At 63.3% G+C, this 22,268-nt stretch carries 22 protein-coding genes and 1 pseudogene; 11 read left to right on the top strand and 12 right to left on the bottom strand.

What is annotated here, in order from left to right; all coding sequences use genetic code 11:
• Positions 1–9: 9 nt before the first annotated feature.
• Positions 10–1,284 (bottom strand): amino acid deaminase, encoded by a 1,275-nt coding sequence (locus ACPJW8_RS03510; protein ID WP_425256448.1) that lies wholly within the window; start codon positions 1,282–1,284, stop codon positions 10–12.
• A 264-nt stretch (positions 1,285–1,548) separates the two neighbouring features.
• Between ACPJW8_RS03510 and ACPJW8_RS03505 the strand changes: the two genes are divergently transcribed.
• The 3 genes from ACPJW8_RS03505 to ACPJW8_RS03495 are packed head-to-tail and all read left to right on the top strand — an operon-like array spanning position 1,549 to position 3,724.
• Positions 1,549–2,565 carry a sugar kinase gene (locus ACPJW8_RS03505; protein ID WP_330188286.1) on the top strand — a complete coding sequence of 339 codons (1,017 nt, stop codon included), beginning with the start codon at positions 1,549–1,551 and terminating at the stop codon, positions 2,563–2,565.
• 11 nt (positions 2,566–2,576) lie between these two features.
• Positions 2,577–3,323, top strand: coding sequence for an IclR family transcriptional regulator (locus ACPJW8_RS03500; RefSeq protein ID WP_330188316.1), 747 nt, complete (start codon positions 2,577–2,579; stop codon positions 3,321–3,323).
• The gene (locus tag ACPJW8_RS03495; RefSeq protein ID WP_330188285.1) at positions 3,320–3,724 is read left to right on the top strand and encodes a RidA family protein; all 405 of its coding nucleotides are present in this window, start codon (positions 3,320–3,322) and stop codon (positions 3,722–3,724) included. The genes ACPJW8_RS03500 and ACPJW8_RS03495 overlap by 4 nt, the downstream gene beginning before the upstream one ends.
• A 62-nt stretch (positions 3,725–3,786) precedes the next feature.
• Here the strand turns inward: ACPJW8_RS03495 and ACPJW8_RS03490 are convergent, their stop codons facing one another.
• Both ACPJW8_RS03490 and ACPJW8_RS03485 read right to left on the bottom strand, forming a co-directional pair.
• The gene (locus ACPJW8_RS03490) at positions 3,787–4,203 is read right to left on the bottom strand and encodes a rhodanese-like domain-containing protein (RefSeq protein ID WP_330188284.1); all 417 of its coding nucleotides are present in this window, start codon (positions 4,201–4,203) and stop codon (positions 3,787–3,789) included.
• Between the two features lie 154 nt (positions 4,204–4,357).
• Positions 4,358–4,705: a hypothetical protein gene (locus ACPJW8_RS03485; RefSeq protein ID WP_330188283.1), complete on the bottom strand. Its 348-nt coding sequence runs from the start codon at positions 4,703–4,705 to the stop codon at positions 4,358–4,360.
• Between the two features lie 529 nt (positions 4,706–5,234).
• Here ACPJW8_RS03485 and ACPJW8_RS03480 point away from each other — a divergent pair.
• The 6 genes from ACPJW8_RS03480 (at position 5,235) to ACPJW8_RS03455 (ending at position 10,700) form a co-directional block, all read left to right on the top strand.
• Complete coding sequence (locus ACPJW8_RS03480; RefSeq protein ID WP_330188282.1) at positions 5,235–6,614, top strand: pectate lyase; 1,380 nt, start codon at positions 5,235–5,237, stop codon at positions 6,612–6,614.
• Positions 6,614–8,488 (top strand): pectinesterase family protein, encoded by a 1,875-nt coding sequence (locus tag ACPJW8_RS03475; RefSeq protein ID WP_330188281.1) that lies wholly within the window; start codon positions 6,614–6,616, stop codon positions 8,486–8,488. Before ACPJW8_RS03480 ends, ACPJW8_RS03475 begins: the two co-directional genes overlap by 1 nt.
• A 71-nt stretch (positions 8,489–8,559) precedes the next feature.
• Complete coding sequence (locus ACPJW8_RS03470; protein ID WP_330188280.1) at positions 8,560–9,036, top strand: hypothetical protein; 477 nt, start codon at positions 8,560–8,562, stop codon at positions 9,034–9,036.
• Positions 9,036–9,242 carry a helix-turn-helix transcriptional regulator gene (locus tag ACPJW8_RS03465; protein ID WP_330188279.1) on the top strand — a complete coding sequence of 69 codons (207 nt, stop codon included), beginning with the start codon at positions 9,036–9,038 and terminating at the stop codon, positions 9,240–9,242. Before ACPJW8_RS03470 ends, ACPJW8_RS03465 begins: the two co-directional genes overlap by 1 nt.
• 42 nt (positions 9,243–9,284) lie before the next feature.
• Entirely contained in the window at positions 9,285–9,773 is a 489-nt protein-coding gene (locus ACPJW8_RS03460) for a GNAT family N-acetyltransferase (RefSeq protein ID WP_330188278.1), read from the top strand.
• A 48-nt stretch (positions 9,774–9,821) separates the two neighbouring features.
• A complete protein-coding gene (locus tag ACPJW8_RS03455; protein WP_330188277.1) occupies positions 9,822–10,700 on the top strand; it encodes an NmrA/HSCARG family protein in 879 nt (292 codons plus the stop codon).
• A gap of 33 nt (positions 10,701–10,733) precedes the next feature.
• Here the strand turns inward: ACPJW8_RS03455 and ACPJW8_RS03450 are convergent, their stop codons facing one another.
• From ACPJW8_RS03450 to ACPJW8_RS03410, 9 genes and pseudogenes are all read right to left on the bottom strand, one after another.
• Positions 10,734–10,871 carry a methionine/alanine import family NSS transporter small subunit gene (locus ACPJW8_RS03450; protein ID WP_330188276.1) on the bottom strand — a complete coding sequence of 46 codons (138 nt, stop codon included), beginning with the start codon at positions 10,869–10,871 and terminating at the stop codon, positions 10,734–10,736.
• The gene (locus tag ACPJW8_RS03445; protein ID WP_330188275.1) at positions 10,868–12,442 is read right to left on the bottom strand and encodes a sodium-dependent transporter; all 1,575 of its coding nucleotides are present in this window, start codon (positions 12,440–12,442) and stop codon (positions 10,868–10,870) included. The genes ACPJW8_RS03450 and ACPJW8_RS03445 overlap by 4 nt, the downstream gene beginning before the upstream one ends.
• A gap of 1,090 nt (positions 12,443–13,532) precedes the next feature.
• Positions 13,533–14,372 (bottom strand): annotated as a pseudogene (locus ACPJW8_RS03440) (phosphatidylinositol-specific phospholipase C/glycerophosphodiester phosphodiesterase family protein); the annotation flags it as partial.
• 163 nt (positions 14,373–14,535) lie between these two features.
• Complete coding sequence (locus ACPJW8_RS03435; RefSeq protein WP_330188274.1) at positions 14,536–15,345, bottom strand: ABC transporter ATP-binding protein; 810 nt, start codon at positions 15,343–15,345, stop codon at positions 14,536–14,538.
• Positions 15,342–16,190 (bottom strand): ABC transporter permease, encoded by an 849-nt coding sequence (locus ACPJW8_RS03430; protein ID WP_330188273.1) that lies wholly within the window; start codon positions 16,188–16,190, stop codon positions 15,342–15,344. The genes ACPJW8_RS03435 and ACPJW8_RS03430 overlap by 4 nt, the downstream gene beginning before the upstream one ends.
• Positions 16,154–16,825: an ABC transporter permease gene (locus tag ACPJW8_RS03425; RefSeq protein ID WP_330188272.1), complete on the bottom strand. Its 672-nt coding sequence runs from the start codon at positions 16,823–16,825 to the stop codon at positions 16,154–16,156. The genes ACPJW8_RS03430 and ACPJW8_RS03425 overlap by 37 nt, the downstream gene beginning before the upstream one ends.
• Before the next feature lie 173 nt (positions 16,826–16,998).
• Complete coding sequence (locus ACPJW8_RS03420; RefSeq protein ID WP_330188271.1) at positions 16,999–17,355, bottom strand: DUF4387 domain-containing protein; 357 nt, start codon at positions 17,353–17,355, stop codon at positions 16,999–17,001.
• A gap of 2 nt (positions 17,356–17,357) precedes the next feature.
• Entirely contained in the window at positions 17,358–18,728 is a 1,371-nt protein-coding gene (locus ACPJW8_RS03415; protein ID WP_330188270.1) for an acyclic terpene utilization AtuA family protein, read from the bottom strand.
• Positions 18,729–18,783: 55 nt separating this feature from the next.
• Positions 18,784–19,809: an ABC transporter substrate-binding protein gene (locus tag ACPJW8_RS03410; RefSeq protein ID WP_330188269.1), complete on the bottom strand. Its 1,026-nt coding sequence runs from the start codon at positions 19,807–19,809 to the stop codon at positions 18,784–18,786.
• A gap of 238 nt (positions 19,810–20,047) precedes the next feature.
• On the opposite strand from ACPJW8_RS03410, the gene ACPJW8_RS03405 reads away from it, so the two are divergent.
• Together ACPJW8_RS03405 and ACPJW8_RS03400 are read left to right on the top strand one after the other, a co-directional pair.
• Entirely contained in the window at positions 20,048–20,542 is a 495-nt protein-coding gene (locus ACPJW8_RS03405) for a MarR family winged helix-turn-helix transcriptional regulator (protein ID WP_330188268.1), read from the top strand.
• A gap of 56 nt (positions 20,543–20,598) precedes the next feature.
• Entirely contained in the window at positions 20,599–22,236 is a 1,638-nt protein-coding gene (locus ACPJW8_RS03400) for a thiamine pyrophosphate-binding protein (protein WP_330188267.1), read from the top strand.
• The last annotated feature ends 32 nt before the right edge of the window (positions 22,237–22,268 follow it).

Here is a 22,268-nt window from a genome sequence, read left to right as displayed (position 1 = left end):
CCCGTGCTCCTAGAAAAAGGTGTGGATGAGGTCGACGACGGCCTGGTCACCGTCGGCGTCAGCCAGCACGGGGATGAGGGTCCATTTGTCGAACGCGGTGCAAGGGTGTGATAGGCCAAGCCGCACCACGTCGCCGGGACGCACTGTGGTGGTTCCGGCGTCGAACGCCATAAAGCAATGCTGATCGTTGACGGCGGTGATGCTGGCGCCCTCCAGCGGACTCATGGGTCCTCCCAGGGTGGGGCCGATCAGCTGCGGCCGGGGCAGGCCTTCGTCCACGGGCAGGTCCCGCTTGCCGGCATCGAGGATGGCGAGGCCCGGTTCCGGCTGGGAGACCACTCGGGCCCAGCCGTGCATCCCGGCCTTGAACGGCTGGCCGCCGTGGCGGGAGAAGGGCGAGATCCCGCAGTAGAAGCCGTCGTCGTGGATGATGTAGGCGCCGCTGCGGATCATGACCTGGACGTTGGCATTGCTGCAGGGTGAGAGCACGTCCACCACGTCGTCAAAATACGCGCTCCCGCCGGCGGTGAGGATGACGTTGCGGGTGCCGTAGAGGTTGTCCGCCTGGAGTTGTTCGTGGAGTACGCGGATCTGGCCGAGGTAGCCCCGGACGGCCTGCAGTGCGAGGGAATCAGCGGTATGTGCCAGTGATCCTTCGTAGCCGCTGACGCCCACCAGGCGCACATGCGGGGAAACGGCGACGGCGCGGGCAACCTCGAGTGCGGCCTCAATCCCACGGGCTCCGGTACGGCCGCCCAGGCCACCGAGTTCCACCAGCACGTCCAGGACTGCGGTGCTTCCGGCGGCTTCCAGCGTGCGGCTGATGACGTCCACCGTGTCCACGGAATCCACCCAGGACAGGATGGCCTGGTCCGGGCCCGCAACGGAGGCCACCCATTCAATGGCGTGCGGATCCGTGAGGCTGTTGGCCAGTTGGAGGCGCCGCACGCCGAATTCCCGGGCCACCCGAAGCTGGGCGAAGTTGGCCACGGTGATCCCCCAGGCCCCGCGGTCCAGCTGTTCGGCCCAGAGTTGCGGGGCCATGGTGGTTTTGCCGTGCGGAGCCAGGAGGACGTTGTGCGCGGCGCACCACTGCGCCAGCCGGTCCGCGTTGGCACGCATCGCCGCGGCGTCCAGCGTCAGGAGTGGCGTCTGGAAGTCGCCCAGTGTTGGTTTACCGGTGAGGAACCCGCGATGGCTGCTGCCGTTGGCTGAGGCGGGCACGGCCTTGTGCCGCCAACTGAGCTGGACGTCTGCGAGGCGGGAGATGGCGTCTGCCGCTATGGCCGGGACTGCTGCCCCGGCGTCGGGCGTGGAGATGTTCACCGGTTCGTTCCCTTCATGGTGGGGCACTTCGCTGCTCTTTTCGTCAGCGTTGCGTATTTTGCAACGCTGGTTGCAAAGCTGTTGGTGATATGTCTAACATGGTGCAGGATTGCGAGTCAAGGGCGGCCGAGGCCCGGCCAACCGCAGTCCGGCCGGGGAAATACCCTTCCCCTGCCTGCCAAAACTGCCGCTGAAAAGCGCAAGAGGGAGTGCGGGAGTCAGATGCTTTCAGCTGTATGCCTGGGCGAAACGATGGCCATGCTCACCCCCGTGGGGGCCATCCCGCTGCATCAGGCCACTGAGCTGCACTGCGGCGTGGGCGGTGCGGAATCGAACGTTGCCATGGGCCTCGCCGCCATGGGCCTGGAAGCGCACTGGGTAGGCAGGGTGGGCAACGACGGGTTCGGCACGCGAATCCTGGACGAACTGCGCAGCCACAGCGTGGGGGTCACCGGCGTGGAAGTTGACCAGGACCTGCCCACCGGCCTGTACGTGAAGGTGCCGGCGCAGGAAACGGACTCCGACGGTGGCAGTTCAGTGCTGTATTACCGCCAGGGTTCCGCCGCTTCCGCGATGGGCCCGGGAACCCTTGCCAATCCCGCCGTCGGATCCCTGCTGGAGCAGGCAGCGCTGATCCACCTCAGCGGCATCACCGCCGCCCTGTCCCCCGAATGCCTGGAACTGACAGAGGCGATCCTCGCCGCTCCCCGAGAAGGAACGCTGATCAGTTTTGACGTCAATTGGCGTCCGGCCCTGTGGGAAGGCCGCGACCGGTCCGTCCTGCGGAAGCTGGCCAACATGGCGGACATTGTCCTGGTGGGCAAGGACGAAGCCGAGCACGCGTTCGGCACCACCGATGAGGCCGAACTCCGCAGCCTGATGCCGGACCCGCCCGTCCTGGTCATCAAGAACGAGGCAATCAGCGCCATCGCCCTGAGCCGGGATGGCAGCCGCGCGGAGGTGCCGGCCCTGTCAGTTGACGTCCTGGAGCCTGTGGGGGCGGGAGATTCGTTCGCCGCCGGATACCTCAGCGGCGTGCTGTTCGGGCTGGACCAGAAAGCCAGCCTGCGCCGGGGCCACGTTGCCGCGGCATGCACGCTGACGGTGCACGGAGACCGGGGCCCGCTTCCCGAGGCCACTGAACTTTCTGCGATCCTTGAATCCACAGATGCCCAGTGGGCAGCCATCCAGGTGTCCGGCGGGCACTTCAACAACAATGACCGGAGCGTGGCGCCTTGAGCCAAAGCCTGATGCGGGCCATGGACCTGCTAGCGGAACTCGCAGCCAAACCGGCCACCCTGGACGAACTGGCGTCCACGGCGTCCGTACACAAGACCACCGTGATGCGGCTGCTGCACGCTCTGGAGGAAAAGCGGTTTGTGGTCCGCGACGATGAACAGCGGTTCCGCCTGGGAGCCAAGCTGTTCGAGCTGTCCTCCCTGGCCCTGGAACAGCGGGATATCCGCAAGGTGGCGCACCCGCATCTGGCGGACCTGAACGGCCGCACCGGGCACACCGTGCACCTGGCGGAATTCGAGGGCAACGAGGTGGTCTACATCGACAAGTTCGAATCCCACCACCCTGTACGGATGTACTCACGGATCGGGCTCACAGCTTCCCTGCATTCCGCCGCGGTGTCCAAAGTGCTGCTGGCGGACATGCCCCGCAGCCGCCAGGAACGCATTGCCGCGGGCCTGGACTACGTCAAAGTCACCGAAAACACCCTGACCTCACCGGAGGCCCTGCTGGCCGAACTGGAACAGGTCAGGATCCAGGGCTGGGCCCACGACAACGCCGAGCACGAAGCCTTTGTGCACTGCATTGCCGCGCCCATCCGCGATGCCAGCGGCGCCGTTGTTGCGGCAGCCTCCTGTTCGGTACCGGTGGTGATGCTCAGCTACGAAGGACTGCTGGAGCTGCTGCCGGACCTCAAAGCCAGCACCGAAGCAATCTCCCGCGACCTCGGCTGGATCAGCCACGAAAGGACCTCACCATGAGTGAAAAAGAAATTGTACTGACCGACAACGCCCCCGCCCCCGCGCACGTCTTCTCGCAGGGAATCAAGAAGGGCGGCATGTTCCAGGTCTCCGGCCAGGGCCCCATGGATCCTGCCACCAACCAGTACATCGGCGACGGCGACGTCCGCGTCCAGACCCGCCGCACCCTGGAGAACGTCAAGGCCATCCTTGAAGCCGGCGGCTCCTCCGTGGAAGACGTGCTGATGTTCCGCGTCTACCTGACCACCCGTGACGACTTCGCCGCCATGAACGAGGTCTACGGCGAATTCATCCGCGAAAACGTCCCCAGCGGCCAGCTCCCCAGCCGCACCACAGTGTTCGTTGACCTGCCGCACGAAGTGATGCTGGTGGAGATCGACGCCCTTGCCGTGACGGGCTAAATTCCGTTCCCACAGCAGTAACGTTCGACGGTGGCACCCACCCGGGAGCCGCCGTCGAACGTTTAAGGCTGGTGGGCCGTCACCAAAGGGTCAGGTTCCGGAACCTCCGTGCCCGACGCGGTTTCCAGCGGGAGGCCGTTGCGGGCCCAATATTCGACACCGCCGATCATTTCGCGCACCGGGTAGCCAAGAACCGAGAATGCCAAGGCGGCGAAGGTACTGCCGTTACAGCCAGGACCCCACGAGTAGACCACCACCGCTGTACCTTCCGGGATCACTTCTGCGGCGCGGGACTCGATCTGCGCCGTAGGCAGGTGAATGGCGCCCGGGATATGGCCGTGGTCCCAGGAAGCCCTACGGCGGGTGTCCACCAGGACGAACTCCTCTGACGCCAGCCGGTCCGCGACGTCCATGACGTCGATCTCGAATTGAAGTTTGGCGCGGAAATAGCCGGTCGCGTTGGTATCTTTGCTAATCATTGACTTCCCCGCCTTACACCGCTTTTATCCGGACCATGGCCCGGACTTCTACCTTGCAATTCTAGACGGGAATCTGTCCGCTCCCGGCCTTCAGTGCACAAACTACCGAACTGGGCTGCGACTGAAGTGAAGTGGAAATTCCAGGAATGCCGGCCTATGCAGCCAAGGGCATGTCAAACAGCTGCTCGGCCAGCCGGATGAGGTGACGAGGAACATCCGATTCGCGACCCGTGATTCCAATTCCCAGGAACGCCGCGGACCCGTAGACAACCTCGTCCAGGTCAATGCCGGCTTCACGGATGAGGACCTCCGCGCGAACGTTCGGCAGAGTTGCCCTGCTGTCCCCGTTGATGGGGTAGACACACCAGTCAATGCCAAAAAGGCGTCCAGAATCTCCGTGAATATGCCGAAGAATCGGGCCTGTACCCAGCTCCACCAGGATGATGTGAACCGGATGGTTGAGTGCGGCTGGGACCACCAGCGCACTGTGTGACATGTTCATGGAATGCGTCCTTGATGCTGACCGCGGCCAGCGCGGGTGGCGCGGGCAGCCGGGAGGGCCAGGAGTCCCTTTTTCGGCTGCCCGCAGGTACTAACGCTGGTTTTTGCGCGGCTTGCTGAAATTCAGCTCGTTGTTCTCATTTTTGGCCTTTTTGTCGGCGCGCTTTTCGAGAATTGACCTGCCGGCCTTTTTAGCGGAGCCGCTTCGCGGGGACTTTCCTGACATAGGGACCACGCCTTTCTTTGCTATGCGTTACCGCCACCATACCTGGTTTTATTTTTTAAGCCAGCCAAACAATATTGCGAATCCAATCCCATTTTCCCTCCGGCGAATTACCTCGCGGCGAATCCTGGACCACGTGGTCTTCACGCATCAGCTGGACAACATCCCCTTGCTGAGAAACCGTTTTCTGAGTAGTCTCCTTTCAGCGCCTCCGTGGTGACCGGCATCACAGCAGCTGCCGGACCGGGGCGCAGTTCATTCCAATGACGGAAGAGAGAACATGCGAAAACGCAGCAGGTACTTATCCATGTCCGCAGCCATTGCTGTGGCGGGAACCCTCATCATTTCGGCGCCTGCAGGGGCGTCTCCCAATCCAGTTGCCGACCCCGCCGCGCAAACATCCCAGACCCCGCTGGAGCGCCAGGTCCTGGGTCAGGGAAACGGCTGGGCATCTGAGGGAACCGGCACCACCGGCGGTGCTGCCGCCGAAGAGAGCAACGTTTACGACGTCGGCACCAAGGCCGAACTGATGGCCGCCTTTGCCGCCGCAGGCACACAGCCCAAGATCGTCCGCGTCCACGGAACCATTGATGCCAACACTGCCGCCGACGGGTCGAAGCTGACTTGCGAGAACTACGCGGAGGGCACCGGATACAGCCTGGAGCAGTACCTGCAGGCCTTCGATCCGGCCACCTACGGACGCACCCAGGAACCGTCCGGGCCCCAGGAAACTGCACGACGGGCCGCCGCCACCAAGCAGGCCCGGAACATCCGCATCGACATCCCCAGCAACACCACCATCGTGGGGGCCACCCCGGACAGCACCATCACGGGCGCAGCCCTGCGCATCAACGGCGCCACCAACGTGATTTTCCGCAACCTCACCGTACGGGACGCCCATGACTGCTTCCCCTCCTGGGATCCGACGGACGGCGCCGAAGGCAACTGGAACAGCGAATACGACATGCTCCAGGTCATCAACGGCGCCACGCACGTGTGGATCGACCACTCCACCTTCACCGACGCACCCAACCTGGACAGCAACCAGCCGCTCTACTTCGGCCGCCCGTACCAGGTGCATGACGGCGCCGTGGACGTCACCAACGGTTCGGACCTGGTGACCATGTCCTTCAACCGGTTTGCGGACCACGACAAGCTGCTGCTGATCGGCTCCACGGACTCCCCCACCCGCGGGGACCCCGGCAAGCTGCGAGTGACGATCCACCACAACGTCTTCGAGAACGTGGGCCAGCGGGCACCACGCGTCCGGTTCGGCCAGGTGGATGTGTACAACAACCACTTCCTGGTGACCGGGGACAGCACCATCCCCTACGGTTACACACTGGGCGCCGGCTTCGATTCCCACCTCTACGCCGAGGCCAATGCGTTCACCCTGCCGGCGGATATTGATCCGGCAAGCATCATCGGCCGCTACAAGGGGACGGGAATCACCACCATCGGCAACGCCGTCAACGGCCAGATCACGGACCTGCTCGCCGAGTACAACGCCGCCGCCACGCCTGAAAACCAGCTGGTTACGGACACCTCCTGGACGCCGTCCTTCCGCACCCAGGTCCACCCGGCACAGTCAGTACCCGCCCTGCTCCAGAACACCACCGGCCCCATCTTTACCGCGGGAGCCACCGCAGGAGCCACGGCAGGGTCGGCCGCAGGAGGAGCGAACTGATGGCCGCCTTCCTGCCGACCCGCCGCAGCGTCCTGACCTCACTGGCATTGACCGCCGGGACAGTTGCCTTCTCGGGGACGGGCATCGCACATGCCGTCACGCCGGCCGCCGTCGACCCTGCCCTGCCCCGCACCAAACCGGTGATCTTCGTCGTCGGCGACTCGACATCGTCCGCGTATCAGCAGTCTGAGCGGCCGCGCGCAGGCTGGGGCCAGGCACTGCCGCTGCTGCTGGGACCACAGGCGACCGTGTTCGATTACGCCTGGTCCGGCGCGTCCTCCAAGAGCTTCGCCGACGCCGGCCTCCTGGACCGGGTTCTGGCGCTGATGCTGCCGGGCGATTACCTGCTGATCTCGTTCGGGCACAACGACGAAAAAGTCACGGATCCGGCGCGCGGAACCCTCCCGGACACCACGTTCAAGGAGTACCTGAGCCGGTATGTGGACGGCGCGAGGGCCAAGGGCGGCAAGCCTGTGCTGGTCACGCCCGTGGAGCGCCGCCGCTTCGACTCCTTCGGCAACGCCCGGGATTCCCACGGGGCATACCCCCAGGCGGTCCGGGAACTCGCGGCCGCGACAGGCACTCCGCTGGTGGACCTGACCGAGTCCTCAAAGGCGTTGTGGCAGGAGCTGGGACCCGAAGGAACCAAGTCCCAGTTCCTGTTCCTGTCCCCCGGTCAACACCCGCAGTACCCGGAAGGCTCGGAGGACAACACGCACTTCCAGGCTGCCGGAGCCCTTGCGGTGGCACGGCTGGTGGCCCGAGAGATGCAGTCGAAGCAGATCGTTCCGCCCGGTTATTTCCTGAATATCGACGGCGCCACAGACCCGCTGCTGGGAATGTTCTGGCCTTCAGAACGCCCCATCGATATTCCGGTAACGCTCGACGTCGGCCCCGGCAAGGCATTCGCGACGGTCCAGTCCGCCGTCGATTCCGTTCCTTCCGGCAACGTCAGGCGGACGATCATCCGGATCCAGCCGGGCACGTACCGGGAGGCGGTCCGGGTGCCCAGCAGCAAACCACGGATCTCCTTCATTGGGCAAGGCAGCAGGCCCGAGGACGTGGTAATCGTCTACAACAACGCGTCCGGCACGCCCAAGCCTGACGGGACGGGCAACTTCGGCACGTCCGGCAGCGCGTCCGTGCGGATTGACGGCCCGGACTTCGTGGCCCGGAACCTGACGTTCAGCAACGACTTCGACGAAGCCGCGAACATGGACATAAAGGACCGCCAGGCGGTGGCATTGCACATCACCGCGGACCGTTCAGTCCTGAGCAATGTCAGGTGCCTGGGCAACCAGGACACCCTGCTGGTCAACTCCCCGGCCACGGGCGTACAGTCGCGTTTCCACTTCCAGGGCTGCTACGTGGAGGGCGACGTGGACTTCATCTTCGGCCGCGGCACCGCCGTGTTCAGCGGCTGCGAGATCCGGTCCCTGAACCGGGGCTCGACGACGAACAACGGCTACGTCACGGCCGGAAGCCTGGATCTGTCCATCACCTACGGCTACCTCTTTGACCAGTGCCGCCTGGTCTCCGATGCCGCCGAGAAGAGCGTCCACCTGGGCCGGCCCTGGCACGCAGGCGGTGATCCGCGGGCGGTGGCGCAGGTCCTGTACCGGGACTCGTGGCTGGGTGCGCACATTTCCGGGACTCCCTGGACGGACATGAGCGGCTTCTCCTGGCGCGAGGCCCGGTTCCACGAGTACAACAACCGCGGCCCCGGAGCCGAGGTCACGGCCGACCGCCCGCAGCTGCCGCCAGCCGACGCCGGCAACTTCACGGTGCGGACGTACCTGCAGGGTGCTGACGGTTGGGCACCGCAGCTGGAAGGCACGACGGCGGACTGCAGCGTGGTGCCGACGCCGGCGTAGCGCCGGGCTACTGGAAGGGAGAGGGCAAGCCGGCTTGTAAAGCACGCTTGACAGTAAAGCGTACTTGACCAATGATGGAGTTCATCCGAACCACCACTCCGCAGGAGGACTCCATCATGGTCAGCACCCGGGCACCGCGCGCTCCAATCAGCGCTTGGTCTGCCACCATTGCCCTCTCCCTTGCGGTGTCTTTTGGCGCAGCCGCCCTCATTGCCCGATTTCTTTACCCGGAATCCTTTGCCGTGGCGTTCTGGGTCTTTGGATTGTCGGTTCTTGGACCAGTGGGCGCGCTGCTGTGGGTACTGCTCATCTCCCGGTACACCGTGAAAGCAGACCTTCACGCAGACCAGGGAGTTGAGGTTTCATGGCTTCACCGAGCAGGCTTCGGCGCCCTTACGGACGTGTTCGTCCTGGCGGGAGTAGGCAGTGCCGTCGTTGCCCTCAGCGGCCTCCCGCTCACAGGCGTTGCAGCGCTCATGGGCACGGCCGCGTTTGCGGCTCTGAGTTTGGGCGTCCGGTATCAGGTCCTTCGTCGCAAGAACGCCTGATGGAGAACACCATCGGGCAGTTACGCGCAGAGCATGGTCTTTCCCAAGCAGCACTGGCCGAGCGGGTGGGAGTATCGAGGCAGACGATTATCTCGATCGAACGCGGACGATTTGACCCTTCCCTTCCGCTGGCATTCCGCCTTGCCAGGACGTTTAACACCAGCATCGAGGACCTGTTCACGTTCTCCGAATCCGGCGAGCAATAGCCAGACCGGCGGGACGCGGCCTAGCCGGTAAATTTAGGGGCGATGATCCACATTGACCGGGACGCTCCCACACGCGACGACGTACACCAGCTCCTGAGCGAACACCTGGCGGACATGTTCGCCACCTCGCCCGCGGAGAGCGTTCACGCCCTTGACCACTCCGCGCTGGCCGCTCCGTTGATCACCTTTTGGACCGCCCGGGAGGACGGCCAGCTGCTGGGCTGCGGCGCACTCAAGATCCTGGATTCCGAGTCCGGTTCACTGGTGCCAGGCTCAGCCAGGTACGGCGAGATCAAATCCATGCGGACCACGGCAGCTGCCCGGGGCCGCGGCGTGGCCACACTGATGCTGCGGCACATCCTCGACGACGCCCGGGCCAGGAAGCTCGAGCGTGTGTATCTGGAGACCGGAACCGAGGACTACTTCGCGCCGGCCCGTCGGCTGTACGCACGGAACGGCTTCACGGAATGCCCGCCGTTTGCCGACTACACGCTGGACCCCAACAGCGTGTTTATGGAACTGCGGCTCTGACAGAAAACTGCCCGCCCAAACTGCGCGGCCCGGTGCCATACTTTTGCCATGGATTCTTCCTCAGTCGGGGGAACGCGCGGCGTCGTGGCAGTGGTGGGCGCAACCGGACGGCAAGGTTCCGCCGTGGTTCGCCACTTGCTGCAGGACGGGTGGCAAGTGCGCGCTCTAACACGCAATCCGTCCAGCGCCGCTTCCCTGGCACTCCGCGAGTCCGGTGCATCAATCCAGCGCGCCGACGCTGAGGACATCTCCTCCCTCCTGCCTGCCTTTGCCGACGCCCATGGCGTGTTCAACGTCCAGAACCCCATGACCAGCAGCGCAGACGCCGAGGTTCGGCAAGGGCGCAACGTAGCTGAGGCAGCGGCACAATCAGGCGTCCAGCACGTGGTTTACGGCGCTGCCGGAGTGGGCGACGTGGAAACGGGCGTCGGCTCGTGGGATTCAAAGCTGGTAATAGCGCAAGGCTTCCACGAAAGGGGCCTGCCCCTTACCGTGCTCCGGCCGATGGCGTTTATGGAGCTCATGACGGACAAAAAGTACTATCCACAGCTCTCCACCTGGCAGGTCATGCCAAAGCTGATGGGCCCGTCAAGGCCCGTAGGCTGGCTGTGCCTCGATGACCTGGGAGCCATTACAGCACGCGTGTTTGCCGCACCCGAAAGGTGGGGCGGCACGGTCCTCAGTTTGGCGGCCGATGTTCAGTCAATCGATCAATGCCGCAACATCTGGGCAGAACGGACCGGGCGGAAACCCCATGGATTCCCTATTCCGGTCCCGCTCTTTGAGCGATTCGTTGGAACGGACCTGACGACGATGTGGCGGTGGCTGCGCGCGAACCGGTTCGACATAAGCACGCAGCAGACCCGCGAAATTCTGCCCGATGCATTCACAGTCAGGCAGTGGGTGGACCGGACGTTGGCTGGCTAGCACCGGGCCCGGTTTCGACAGGCCCAACCACCGTTAGAGCTCCGGTGCCTGCTCCTCGGGCAGCGCGCCCTCGTCTTCCGGGTGCCGTTTAAGGTTGAGCAGCGCGAGCGTCAGCCCTCCCCAGACCGTGAGTATGGCGATGATCATCATGGCAATCGCAACAGGTGTCACAGTGCCGTCTCCTTTGCTTCTGCTTCCACCACTGAGTCGTATTCGGGATCGTGGTGGGCCTTGGATTTGCGGCTCCAGGGGATGAAGGTCAGCACTACGGCCAGGACCACCAGGCCGCCGGCCATGCCCCAGCCGAAGATGCCCACGAACCAGTCGGGATAGCCCTCATAGGTGGTGGAGATCTTGCTGATGAATTCGTTAGCCACCATGTAGATCAGCGCCAGGGGCACAACGCCGGCCACCAGCACCATCCAGCCACGCCGCATCTTGATAGTGGAAATCCTGTTCAGGTGCCCGGACAGCAGCGGCAGCTTCCGCAGGAACCACGCGATGATCACCACGGTCACCAGCGCCCCCAGCGTGATCCCGAAGCTGTTCACGAACGCATCGGAGGTATCCAGCAGGTACAGGCCGGTCGCCGTCGGGAAGAGCGCGAGGGAGACAACAGCGACGAGGCCGCTGACAATAACAGAGGTCCTGACGCGGCCCCAGCCCAGCTTGTCCTGCACCGCTGAGACGATGACTTCCAGGACGGAGATCAGGGATGTGACGCCCGCGAACACCAGCGAGCCGAAGAACAGCACGCCCATCAGTCCGCCGAACGGAGCCTGCGAAACGATGGTCGGGAACGCGACGAACGCCAGGCCGATTCCCTGTGTCACCACATCGTTGACTCCCGCACCGGCGGCCTGCGCCATAAATCCGAGGGCCGCGAAAACGCCGATTCCGGCGAGGATCTCGAACCCTGAGTTAGCGAAGGCAACCACCATGCCTGAGCCCGTCAGGTCGGTCTTGCGCTTCAGGTAGGAGGAGTAGGTCACCATAATGCCGTAGCCCACGGACAGCGAGAAGAAGATGTGCCCGTACGCGGCAGCCCACACTCCAGGATCGGCGAGCGCGGACCAGTCGGGGGTGAAGAAGGCGTTAAGGCCCTGGGCGGCACCGGGCAGGAAGAGTGATTGGACCACCAGGAGGAGGAACATCACCACCAGAAGCGGCAGCAGCACCGAGTTGGCGCGTGAGATTCCCTTCCGGATTCCCGCCACCATAATGACGATCACCGCCACCCAGATCAGCAGCAACGGGAAGAAAACGGACGGCACGTAGCTGAAGCCGAGCCCCGGGGCCTCGGCGAGCTGGAGGAAGTCCCCGAAGAAGTAGCCCTCGGCGTCGTCGCCCCAGGCCTCAGTGAAGGAGAAGATGGTGTACATCAGGGACCAGGCAATGATCACCGCGTAGTAGGCGGCGATCACGAAGCAGACCAGCACCTGCCACCAGCCCAGGGGTTCGGCCGCCCTATGGAGCCGCCGGTACGCCAGCGGCGCCGAGCCGCGGAACTTATGGCCCACGGCGTAGTCCAGGAACAGCAGCGGGATGCCCGCCGTCAGCAGTGCGACCAGGTACGGGATCAGGAACGCCCCGCCGCCGTTGTCATAGGCGATGTACGGGAAGCGCCAAATGTTCCCCAAACCCACCGCCGAGCCGATGGCGGAAAGGATGAAGAGCCGGCGCGAGGAGAACGTTTCGCGCTTTAGTGGTGCTGTTGCGTTCCGTGGGGATGAGCTGCTCATAACTGGGGACTCTACTTCGTATCCTCTGTTGCGCGGAAGTCCTGCCCCCGGAAGAAGCGGACGACGGCGGAACCTCCCGCCGCCGTCCTCTTCTGTTTGGTGCCTATCCGCTGAACGGAACCTTTTCCCAGCTCAGGACGTCGGCGCCGCGTGCGCTGTTGCCGGACACAGCGAACCGGACGTAGTTCGTGGCGTTGGCGGAGCCGTCCACGGTGATGCGCTGAAGGTCATCCGCTGCGGGCTGGCCGTAGATTTCCAGCCACGGCGAGCCTTCTGCCAGCGGCTGGTCCTCGGCGAAGACGTGGCTGTCGCCGTTGATGAGGTAGACGGGGCGGTCGAAGCCGTTGGTCTCTTCGACGATGGCGGCCACGATCTCCCGGAATCCTGAGACGGCTTCCGGGTTGGCGGTGGCCGCAGCGAGCTGCGAAGGATCGAACATGTCCGCCTGCGTCATCAGCACCACGGCACGGTCGTTGCGGCGTTCGGCGTCGGCGAAGGTTTCACGGATCTGGGCCAGGGCTGCGTCCGTACGGTGCTCCACCTCAGCCAGCTGCTCAGCCGTGGGGGCCGTTTCGCCCAGGCCGGTCCACGGCTGGCGGGAGTTGTTGCTGCCCTGGATGTTCACCACGGAGAAAGCCACCCTGTTCTGGGTGAAGCGGACGTTCTCCGGCAGGCCGAGGCTCTCCTGGGTCTTGACCGGCATGTTCTCCCCGAGCGTTTTGCCAGGTTCGTTGAAGAACATCGCGCGCAGGGTGTCCAGCCGCTCCAGCGGGTTGTACGCACCGTTGTTGGTGCGGTGGCAGTCCACCCATTCGTTGTCGCCCGGGGTGAACACCAGAGGGTGCTCGAAGGTGTCGAACTGGGAGCGGATCATGGCGAAGTATTCGTCCGAGCAGACGGTGGAGCCGTTCTTGATGTCGCCCACGTGGCTGACGAACTTCAGCGTTTCATCCGCGTTGATGTCCTGGATGCGGGACGGGAACTTGGCGATTTCGGCCGCGCCGTAGGGGATGTCGCCGATGACGCCGAAGGTGAAGGCCTGACCGTCAGCGGCGCTGGCGCTGGAGGTGGCGGCCTCGGTGGTGGAGGGCTGGGCGCTGAGGAACTGCTGCAGCGCCGCGAGATCGTCGGTGTTGATGTGGTCCACTCCGGCCTGGTGCAGCTCGGTCCACACGGCATCGCGGGCGGGACCGGCCTGGTCCGGAGTAGCCCAGAAACGGACGCGGTAGCCGGCGGCGTGCGCCTCTGCCACGTACGTGTGCAGCCTGGCGCGCTCGGCTTCCGGCATGGGGCCAACGCCCTGCCAGGTGAACAGCCTCGTCCAGTTGTCACTGACCAGGGGCATGAGCCCGGCGGGCATTCCCGACGCGAGGTCCCCGGAGCGTCCGTCGTAGAACGCGAACCGCTTGTCCATCGCCTGCATGGTGGCGAGCGGCCGGTTGCCGCTGACAACAGCGGTGACCGGGCCGGTTTTGGTGGTGCCGTTGCTGTAGCGGCTCATGATGGCGGGGTGCTCGCCGAGTTCCTGCTCGATCGCCGCGTAAGTGCTTTCGGCGTCGCTCTTGATGTCGATTAGCAGCTGCAGACTGCCGTCCCACTGCGGGTAGACGCTGTGTCCCTGCTGGCGCACCAGTTCATCGAGGGGATCAAGGTACAGGCTCTCCAGGGTGACGCCGGGCTGGACGTCCTGGCGGTCGTGGGCCACCAGCAGTTCGCCGTCCACCAGCCACACGTCAGCCTCGACGCTGGTGAAGCCGTGTTCCAGTGCGTCAAACAGCGGACGGTCGTGCTCGTAGTCGTTGTGGGCGTGAGCCTGGGCCAGGGGCTGGCCAAGGTCGGGCGAATCGGCGGGTGCCGCCGTCGCGGGGACGGCAATTCCGGCCAGCGACGTGGCGGCCACCAGGGCGGTGATGGCGCTTTTCAGCAACACAGGTTCTCCTCGGGTTGGGGTGCCTGAAAAGACTTTCAGCCGCGGGAGAACAGTGGTGGGTGTTCGGGTTTCTGCCGGGTGAACTCCCGGTCACACAAAGCAAGAGGTGAGGGTACGACGGCGGCAACCTCCCGCCGTCGTACCCTTGCCTTTTGGTGCACTGCTACTTGGGTTCGTCCTGAACCCTGCGGATCAGCCGGTAGATCTGGGACCTGAGTCCACCGAATTCCGGCCTTTCCTTCGTTGAAATCTGATCCCGTTCTGTGCCCAGATCCACGGAAATGATGTCCGCGACGCTGGCGGGTTTGCCGGATAGGACAAGGACCCGGTCCGAAAGATAAACAGCTTCGTCGATGTCGTGAGTAACCAGGACAATGGTGATGCCGAGGTGCTCCTTGACCTGGAGAGTCAGGTCCTCAAGGTCTGCGCGCGTCTGGGCATCGACGGAGGCGAATGGCTCATCCATGATGACAACACTCGGCTTGTAGGCTAGGGCGCGGGCAATGGCCACGCGCTGCTGCATGCCGCCGGAAAGCTCCCACGGGTACATCGCCCCGGACCCTTCCAGGCCCACTTCCTTGAGCGCCTGTTCAGCTCGGGCGTTGCGCTCCTTACGGGGAATCCCGGCAGACCTCAACGGGAGCGTAATGTTATCGCGCGCAGTCAGCCATGGCATCAGGGACCGTGAATAGTCCTGGAACACGACGGCCATTTCAGCAGGCGGTTCCACCACCTCTGAACCCTTCAGGAAAACGCCGCCCTTCGTTGGCCGGCGAAGCCCGGCCAGGCACTGCAGAAGCGTCGTTTTTCCTGCTCCGGACGGGCCCACGATGCACAGGAACTCCCCCGCACGAATGTCCGCCGACAGGTGGCTCAGGATCTGCTTTTGTCCGTACGAGAAGGAAAGGTCCCGTATCTCCAGGATCGTCCGGGTGCCTGCCTCAGGCCGCAAATCGGTCTCTTCGGTGATCATGACGATCCTCCCTGCTGGTGCTTAACCATGTTGTGATGCCAGCGCAGGACCCTGCCTTCTAGGGTGCGGAATCCTACGTTGAGCAAATATCCAAAAATTCCCAGGACGAGCAGGCCCGTCCACATATCGATGATCCTGAACGTCTGCTGCGCGTTACGGATGAAGTAGCCGAGCCCACCCGGCGTTCCAAACATTTCCACTGCCACCATCACTGCTACAGAGATCGCAAGGGACGTCCGGGCGCCGGCAAACACTTGGGGCATCGCAGCGGGCAGAAAGACAAACCGGAAGTTGTCCATGGGCTTCAACCTGAATGACGCCCTCACAGAGTGAAGCGTGGGCTCGATGGACCGGACACCCTCGATCGTGTTCAGGACGATCGGCCACATGGAGATGAAGATGATCATGACAAGCTTCATGGCTTCACCTGTGCCGAAGAACATCATGGCAATGGGCAAAAGAGCTACACCTGGCATTGCCCGGACCACCTCGGTAATGGGCCGCGCTGCGACCTCGGCAGTCTTGAAACGTCCGAGGAGCAGCCCCAACAACACGCCGATGACGACTGCAAGGGTGAAGCCAAGGACCAGGCGCCCCAGACTGGGCAGCATGTCAGAGATGATGCCATCAAAAAACCAGATATCCGCGGTCTTGGCGAACACCGTCTGCGCCGGCGGAAAGTAAAACGCCGTGCTGTTGGCTGAGATCAACCACGCTGCAGCCAGCACCAGTACCGGCAACCATGAGTACCAAACGACTTTCTTCCAGTACTTGCCGCTGTTGCGGCGCCCCGTTTGCGGGTTTGCACTCATCGGTTCTTTCCTCTCACGGACGGATGCCACCACAGCAGCTTTTCCTGCAGCCATACGAGCGCCGCGTTTATAAGCAGCCCCAACAAGGCAGAGGCAATGACATAAGCGAACATCGTGACCGGGCGCTCGCTGAGCAGGGCGTTCTGGATGGAGGTGCCCACGCCGGGAGCCCCGCCGATCAGCTGGGCCGCAACGGTAACGAGCAGCGCAGCAGTGACAGCCAGGCGGATGCCCGGCCACACGAACGCCATGATGTCCGGGGCCAGGACAAACCTCAGCCGATCCAGGCGTGTCAGCCGGAAGGACCTCGACACCTGGAAAAGCAGCGGGTCCAGCTGCCGCCCGGCGTAGATGGACTGGATGAGGACGGGCCAGATACCGGCCATGGCTGCGACGACCACGACCATGGCAAAGCTGGGCCCCAGCACCAGAAGGGCAAGCGGAATCAGCGCAATGGCTGGAATTGTCCGAAGAAAGTCAATAAGGAAATGGGTGCTGACCGCCGCTCGGGGACTGCGTCCGAGGATGAGTCCCACAGGAATGCCAACGACGGTGGAGATCAGGAACGCCAGCATCCAGGCAAGGAAGGTGTCCCCCACCGATGCCCAGAATTCTGCAGTTCCGCCCAGCCGAACCAGCTCGAGGACAGTCTCAACAGGTTTAGGCATGCCCGCCTTGCCCGCCATGGACGTCAGAGAGAAGAGATACCAACACACGAAGAACGCGACAACTACGCCCAGCTGAAGCGCCCTGTCGCGCACTTTTCCTTGTCGTTTCGAGGAACCTACCGGGCTTGAAGTGTCGGCTTTGGCAACCGGAGTCTGGGAGTCCATCTGAGCGGTCACCGTCCTGCGGCGCTTCCGGCCACAACATCGCTGTCCTGGGGGACATCCGGGATATCCAGGTCCACCAACGCGGCAAATTGCTGGCCGCCAAAGAGGTCCCTGTCCAGCGGATGGCCATTGGGCACGTCGCGGGGAAAACTGACCTTTATCGCGTTCGCCGGAGCGTAATGGTAAATTTCCGCGTCCTCCGGCGAGATCCCGAACAGCCTGCCAATGAGCGCCTTGTCCAGTACCTGGGCGTTGACCACCCGCTGGAAAGTGCTCCGGTCCGGCAGCATGATGTCAATCGTCAGCATCCACGGGCCTGCATTCTTACTGCGGATCAGACGGGCAAGGGAGCCAAGCGTTGCCATGTCTACACCTCCTCATATCTGATTGAGTAAAGTTCCATGGGGTCATCCAGCTCCACGACGTGGTTCAGCACAAAGCTGTAGCTCGGTCCAAGATCGAAGTCATGCGGCGAGAACGGGAAAGCCAGGTTGGATACAAGCCCGTGCCACTGAGGTACCGCGTAGTGCAGGATCGTGTGGCTGAGCGTCTTGATGGCTGAGTTCGCCATCTCCTGGGTGGGCGCCAGCACGTCAATGAGCACGCCGGCCTCATGGTCATTTCCGAACTCCCGTGTTTCGTTCGCGCCCAGCACCGCATTGCGGCCGTAGACCCGGTATGTCACGCTGCACTGGTCCGCCAGCTCGTCGCCGAGACCCCTGCGGAGCGTGAAATCCGCGCCGCCTTTGGCTGCCTCGAACCATTTGTCGAAGTCCCGCAGGATCGTCGGGTCCGTAATGCCGCCGAGCGACGCCGAACGGTATCCCTGCAGCGCCGCGCCCTCCAGCTTCACGGTGTACGGGGCGGCGTCGAACCGGCTGCCCCACACCCGGACGGCCCGGTCCGACACTGCTTCGTAGCGGGCCTCCTTCAGGTTCATGATTCCGCCGGGTTCCACCATAACCACCGGATTGGACGTCTCGTACAGGGCATGGGCTGCGACGCTGAGGGGAGAACACGACTGTTCCGGGCTGACCGGTTCCAACTCGAAATATTCATCCGTCAGCGTGCAGATCATTCCCTCGGGCTTGACCATCTGTGTGACGGCGGCGCCGCCACACTCCATGATTTTGGCCGCATGCCAGGCCGGGCCCGGACTCATGCCCCGCATCAGGGGCACCGCCGCGATAAAAGCTGCATCACTGGATCGTCCGCCCAACACCACGTCGGCCCCGCCCTGCAGAGCTTCGATGAAGGGCTCCGGGCCCATCATCGCCACAATCCGATGAGTGTCGGTCAGGGTGGATTCATTGATGGGCGGAGCCGGCCGCAGTGGCTTGATGCGGCCTTCGCGGAACTTGCGGACCAACGTGGCGCGGTCCGGTTCGGACGGTATCAGCGCGGTCCTGAAACTGAGCTTTTCCTCCTCAGCGATCTCCCGGACTATCTCCCAGACACCCTCAAGGTTCTTGTTGCCTCCGCTGCCTCCGCTGGAGCCGACCAGCAGGGGAATATCCAATTGGCGGGTGGCCTTGATGAGCAGCCTGAGGTCCCGTTTCATTGCACCCCGGGACGTCAGGAAGTGGTCCTGCCCGAGGGCGCTTGGGCCGCCGTCGGTTGATCCCGAGTCCACGGCGATGAAGTCGAGGTCTGCGGTTAATGCGGCTGTGAAGTGTTCTTCAGTGAACCCTCCACCCAGTCCCCCGACGGGGACGAGGTATTTGAGACTTTTAGTCACGTGCTGATCTCCAATGACAGTGATGGGGTTCCAGGTCTCAGGACCCGATCCGGCGCTAGTACTGGATGAAAAGACCGCCCAGGTCCGGAACTTCTTCCTGCTTCAGGAGTCCAAAATCAACCATCCGGTCGACGGTGGACCTGGCGTCGTCCGCCTCAAATTCGTCCTCCGCGAAGAGCGGCAGGTGCAGTTTGCCGATCAGATCGGCCGGGAGATCAGTGAAGGTGGCGATGGCTTTGTCCGCCGCTTCGCGATCGGAGTTGGCCTTCGTGTTCGCCTCGAGGAGCGCGGACTGGAACGTCTCAGCCGTGTCCATGTTCGCCGCAATCCATTCCTTCTTGGCCACCATGCCATACAGCGGTGCACCTGGAAGGGCAGCATCGCTGGCAATGATGGAAATGACGTCGCCCTCTTCAATGGACTTGGTGGCTGTTGGCTCCGGAATGGTAGCGGCATCGATCTGTCCCTGGCGCAGGGCAGCCATTTGCTGCGGCCCTGGAATCGCAACCCAGTTCAGAGTCGAGGTGTCCACACCCTCTTCCTTCAACATCGTCTCGATGTCCAACCGCCCGGTGCCGTTGAGGCTGCTGGTGCCGATCGTCTTTCCGTTCATGTCTGCGGCGGATTTGATCGGTCCGGACTTCAGTACCAGCAGGTTTCCGAAACCAACAGTGTCGTCGGCCTTCTTCTCGGCACCTACGACGACGGGGGCCGCCACTGCGACCGGCATGCCCTGGCTCTGGGCGAGAATCGTATTGTGGACGTCACCAAACGCGTAGTCGAGGCTGCCCGACATGACCTGGGTGAGGCCCTCGGAGAGGGAGGTGATGGGCGTGATCTCTACCTCGAGGCCCGCGTCCTCGAAAATGCCCTCAGACAAACCGAGGTGCAGGGAGGTGCTGGTGAGTGACGCGGACGCCCCCACGCGGATGGTCTTCACCGAGTCACTGCTTTGTGCATCGGGCTGACCGGCAGGGGCACTGCAGGCGGCGGTGCCTGCGAGAAGGACCATTGCCAGGACTGCTGTGCCCCAGGTCCGCGTTGACCGGCGGGACAAAATGGAAGTAGCTGCGATTGCCATTGTGGGCCTCATTCATTCATGAACGGTGTTTGTGACGTTCGTCATAGGTAAACGCCTATCAATAGCCTGAGGACACCATCCGTATTTGTCAAGGTACGAGTTCTGGATAATTTCATAACGAAACGATCTTCTGCCCATCGAAGACCCGAGGTTCAGGCAAAGGTGCGGTTGAGAAAAAATGAAACGGTCCTACTACGGATGATTGCATTACAGGACTAATCGATGGGACAATGGCGAAATGACAAAACCAGATTCCGCCGAGAACGTTGACAACGTGCCCACGCCACAGTCCCTAGCGGAAGCAGACCTGGCCAACGACTTCTGGTTTGTGCTGGTCAAGCTGCGCGCCCGCATGAGGACCATGATGGATACGGACAAGTGGCTGGAGGAGTTGGGCCTGAACGCCAGGACATACTCGGCACTGTCCCTGGCGTGTACTGGGATTGGTCCCTCCCAACGCGAACTGGCCGGCTTCCTGACTTTGGACGCCCGTCAGCTCGTTTACGTCATGGATGACCTGGAGGAATCAGGCCTGATTGAACGCAGGGCGCACTCCAAAGACCGAAGGCTCAATGCCATCTACGCAACCGATCGAGGCCGGGAACTCTATGCCCGCGCCCGGAAGATCGTGCAGGAACGTGAGAACCTCACGCTTGCGCCCCTGACGGACTCTGAGCGGACTTTCATCCTGAAGTACCTCAAGGAGCTTGCCTTCCAAGGCGGGGACCAATAATCCACCGGAGACGCGCCGCCACAAGCTTGAATGCTCCATTCACGAAAGAGGGAACCATGACAACTGTCTCCACCCGGATCGCCGAAGTTCTCGTTGACCACGTGGAAGAGGTGTTTGCCCTCATGGGCAACGGCAACGCGTACTTTGTGGACGCTCTCTCCCGCAGCCCCTTACGCGTAGTGGCGCTCCGTCACGAAGCTGCCGCCGTCGCGTCCGCAGATGCCTACCATCGCATCACACGCAAGCTCGCCGTCGCGACGACGACGTACGGTCCCGGCTACACGAACACCATCACGTCCCTAATTGAGGCCGCACAGTCAAGGACCCCGCTCCTGGTAGTGGTAGGCGATGCCCCCACCACCGGCCTTCGCCCCTGGGACGTCGACCAGTCGGCGATGGCAGCCATCGCAGGCGTCCGCACGTTTACCGCAACGGTGGACACTCCGGGCGCCACAACCCTCGAAGCCATCCATTGGGCACTTGCCGAGCGGCGGCCGGCAGTCCTTGCCATCCCCTATGACGTCGCATCCGCTGACACTGCGGAAGTCCTCACAAGTACGGCGCTTCCACCCCTCCCTGCCCCACCGGCAGCCCCCATCGAGGACCTGAAGCGTGTAGCGGATCTCCTGGCCAACGCCCAACGTCCGCTGGTTCTCGCCGGCCGTGGCGCCCGGGAAGCCGCCGAGTCGCTGGGATCACTCGCGGACGCAGTCGGGGCCCTGACCGTTGCTTCGGCACCCGCCCACGGAATCTTTGCGGGCCGCTCCTATGACCTCGGAGTCTGCGGTGGCTTCGCATCAGAAGCTTCTGCCCGGCTCATTCGCCAGGCGGACGTTATTTTTGCTGTCGGGGCAAGCCTGAACCAGTTCACCACCAGCTTCGGCCATGCCTTTGATCCCGAGGCCACCGTGGTCCAGGTCAATCTGATTAATGGCCCGACCAACCCGCGGGTTGACCTGTCCCTGATGTCTGATGCCCGGGTTGCCGCTACTGCGCTGCTCGATATGGTTCCGCACCACGATGGACCCCGCTGGGCGGGGCAGGCCGAGGAAGCAGCCGGTTCCCGGACCCACCTAGACCGGGAGGAGGGCGAAGAGTTCGGGCCCGACGGCCGCCTTGACCCGCGCCCACTCATGCGCCGACTCAACACGATCCTGCCCGCCAACCGGCAGTTGGTGTCCGACGGCGGCCACTTCATTGGTTGGGCCAACACCTATCTTGATCTGCCACGCCCGGACTCCATAACACTGGTAGGTACCATCTTCCAATCCATCGGATTGGGGCTGCCCTCCGCGACCGGAGCGGCAATAGCCCGCCCCGATGACACCATCGTGGTTGTTGTGGGGGACGGTGGCGGGCTCATGGGGCTGCCCGACCTCGATTCACTCATCCGCGCAGCAAACTCAGCCATCGTTCTTGTTTTCAACGACGCCGCTTACGGTGCTGAAGTACACCAGTATGGTTCCCAGGGCCTGTCCCAGGCCATCATGCAGATCGACCAAGTGGATTTTGCCACCGTTGCCCGAGGGTTCGGCGCTTCATCCGCCGTCATCAATACCCTTGAGGACCTCACGGAACTCGAAGCCTGGATCGGCAAGGGAGCACAGGGAACCTTCGTGGCGGATCTTCGCATCAGCCAGAAGGTCATTGCCCCGTACATCCAGGAGATCATTGAGCTCACGCTCAAGAAGTGACATCTGGGCGGGACGCGCCTTTACCGTGCGCG

Origin of the sequence: Pseudarthrobacter sp. J47 (genome assembly GCF_049810315.1) — a bacterium.
Lineage (GTDB): Bacteria > Actinomycetota > Actinomycetes > Actinomycetales > Micrococcaceae > Arthrobacter.
This window is presented reverse-complemented; position numbering and strand designations above follow the sequence as displayed.

What these genes read in the sequence shown, in the direction of transcription:
- ACPJW8_RS03505 (WP_330188286.1), top strand. Translation starts at nt 1,549, where the DNA reads ATGCTTTCAGCTGTATGCCTGGGCGAAACGATGGCCATGCTCACCCCC.
- ACPJW8_RS03500 (WP_330188316.1), top strand. Translation starts at nt 2,577, where the DNA reads ATGCGGGCCATGGACCTGCTAGCGGAACTCGCAGCCAAACCGGCCACC.
- ACPJW8_RS03495 (WP_330188285.1), top strand. Translation starts at nt 3,320, where the DNA reads ATGAGTGAAAAAGAAATTGTACTGACCGACAACGCCCCCGCCCCCGCG.
- ACPJW8_RS03490 (WP_330188284.1), bottom strand. Translation starts at nt 4,203, where the DNA reads ATGATTAGCAAAGATACCAACGCGACCGGCTATTTCCGCGCCAAACTT.
- ACPJW8_RS03485 (WP_330188283.1), bottom strand. Translation starts at nt 4,705, where the DNA reads ATGAACATGTCACACAGTGCGCTGGTGGTCCCAGCCGCACTCAACCAT.
- ACPJW8_RS03480 (WP_330188282.1), top strand. Translation starts at nt 5,235, where the DNA reads ATGTCCGCAGCCATTGCTGTGGCGGGAACCCTCATCATTTCGGCGCCT.
- ACPJW8_RS03475 (WP_330188281.1), top strand. Translation starts at nt 6,614, where the DNA reads ATGGCCGCCTTCCTGCCGACCCGCCGCAGCGTCCTGACCTCACTGGCA.
- ACPJW8_RS03470 (WP_330188280.1), top strand. Translation starts at nt 8,560, where the DNA reads ATGATGGAGTTCATCCGAACCACCACTCCGCAGGAGGACTCCATCATG.
- ACPJW8_RS03465 (WP_330188279.1), top strand. Translation starts at nt 9,036, where the DNA reads ATGGAGAACACCATCGGGCAGTTACGCGCAGAGCATGGTCTTTCCCAA.
- ACPJW8_RS03460 (WP_330188278.1), top strand. Translation starts at nt 9,285, where the DNA reads ATGATCCACATTGACCGGGACGCTCCCACACGCGACGACGTACACCAG.
- ACPJW8_RS03455 (WP_330188277.1), top strand. Translation starts at nt 9,822, where the DNA reads ATGGATTCTTCCTCAGTCGGGGGAACGCGCGGCGTCGTGGCAGTGGTG.
- ACPJW8_RS03445 (WP_330188275.1), bottom strand. Translation starts at nt 12,442, where the DNA reads ATGAGCAGCTCATCCCCACGGAACGCAACAGCACCACTAAAGCGCGAA.
- ACPJW8_RS03435 (WP_330188274.1), bottom strand. Translation starts at nt 15,345, where the DNA reads ATGATCACCGAAGAGACCGATTTGCGGCCTGAGGCAGGCACCCGGACG.
- ACPJW8_RS03425 (WP_330188272.1), bottom strand. Translation starts at nt 16,825, where the DNA reads ATGCCTAAACCTGTTGAGACTGTCCTCGAGCTGGTTCGGCTGGGCGGA.
- ACPJW8_RS03420 (WP_330188271.1), bottom strand. Translation starts at nt 17,355, where the DNA reads ATGGCAACGCTTGGCTCCCTTGCCCGTCTGATCCGCAGTAAGAATGCA.
- ACPJW8_RS03410 (WP_330188269.1), bottom strand. Translation starts at nt 19,809, where the DNA reads ATGGCAATCGCAGCTACTTCCATTTTGTCCCGCCGGTCAACGCGGACC.
- ACPJW8_RS03405 (WP_330188268.1), top strand. Translation starts at nt 20,048, where the DNA reads ATGACAAAACCAGATTCCGCCGAGAACGTTGACAACGTGCCCACGCCA.
- ACPJW8_RS03400 (WP_330188267.1), top strand. Translation starts at nt 20,599, where the DNA reads ATGACAACTGTCTCCACCCGGATCGCCGAAGTTCTCGTTGACCACGTG.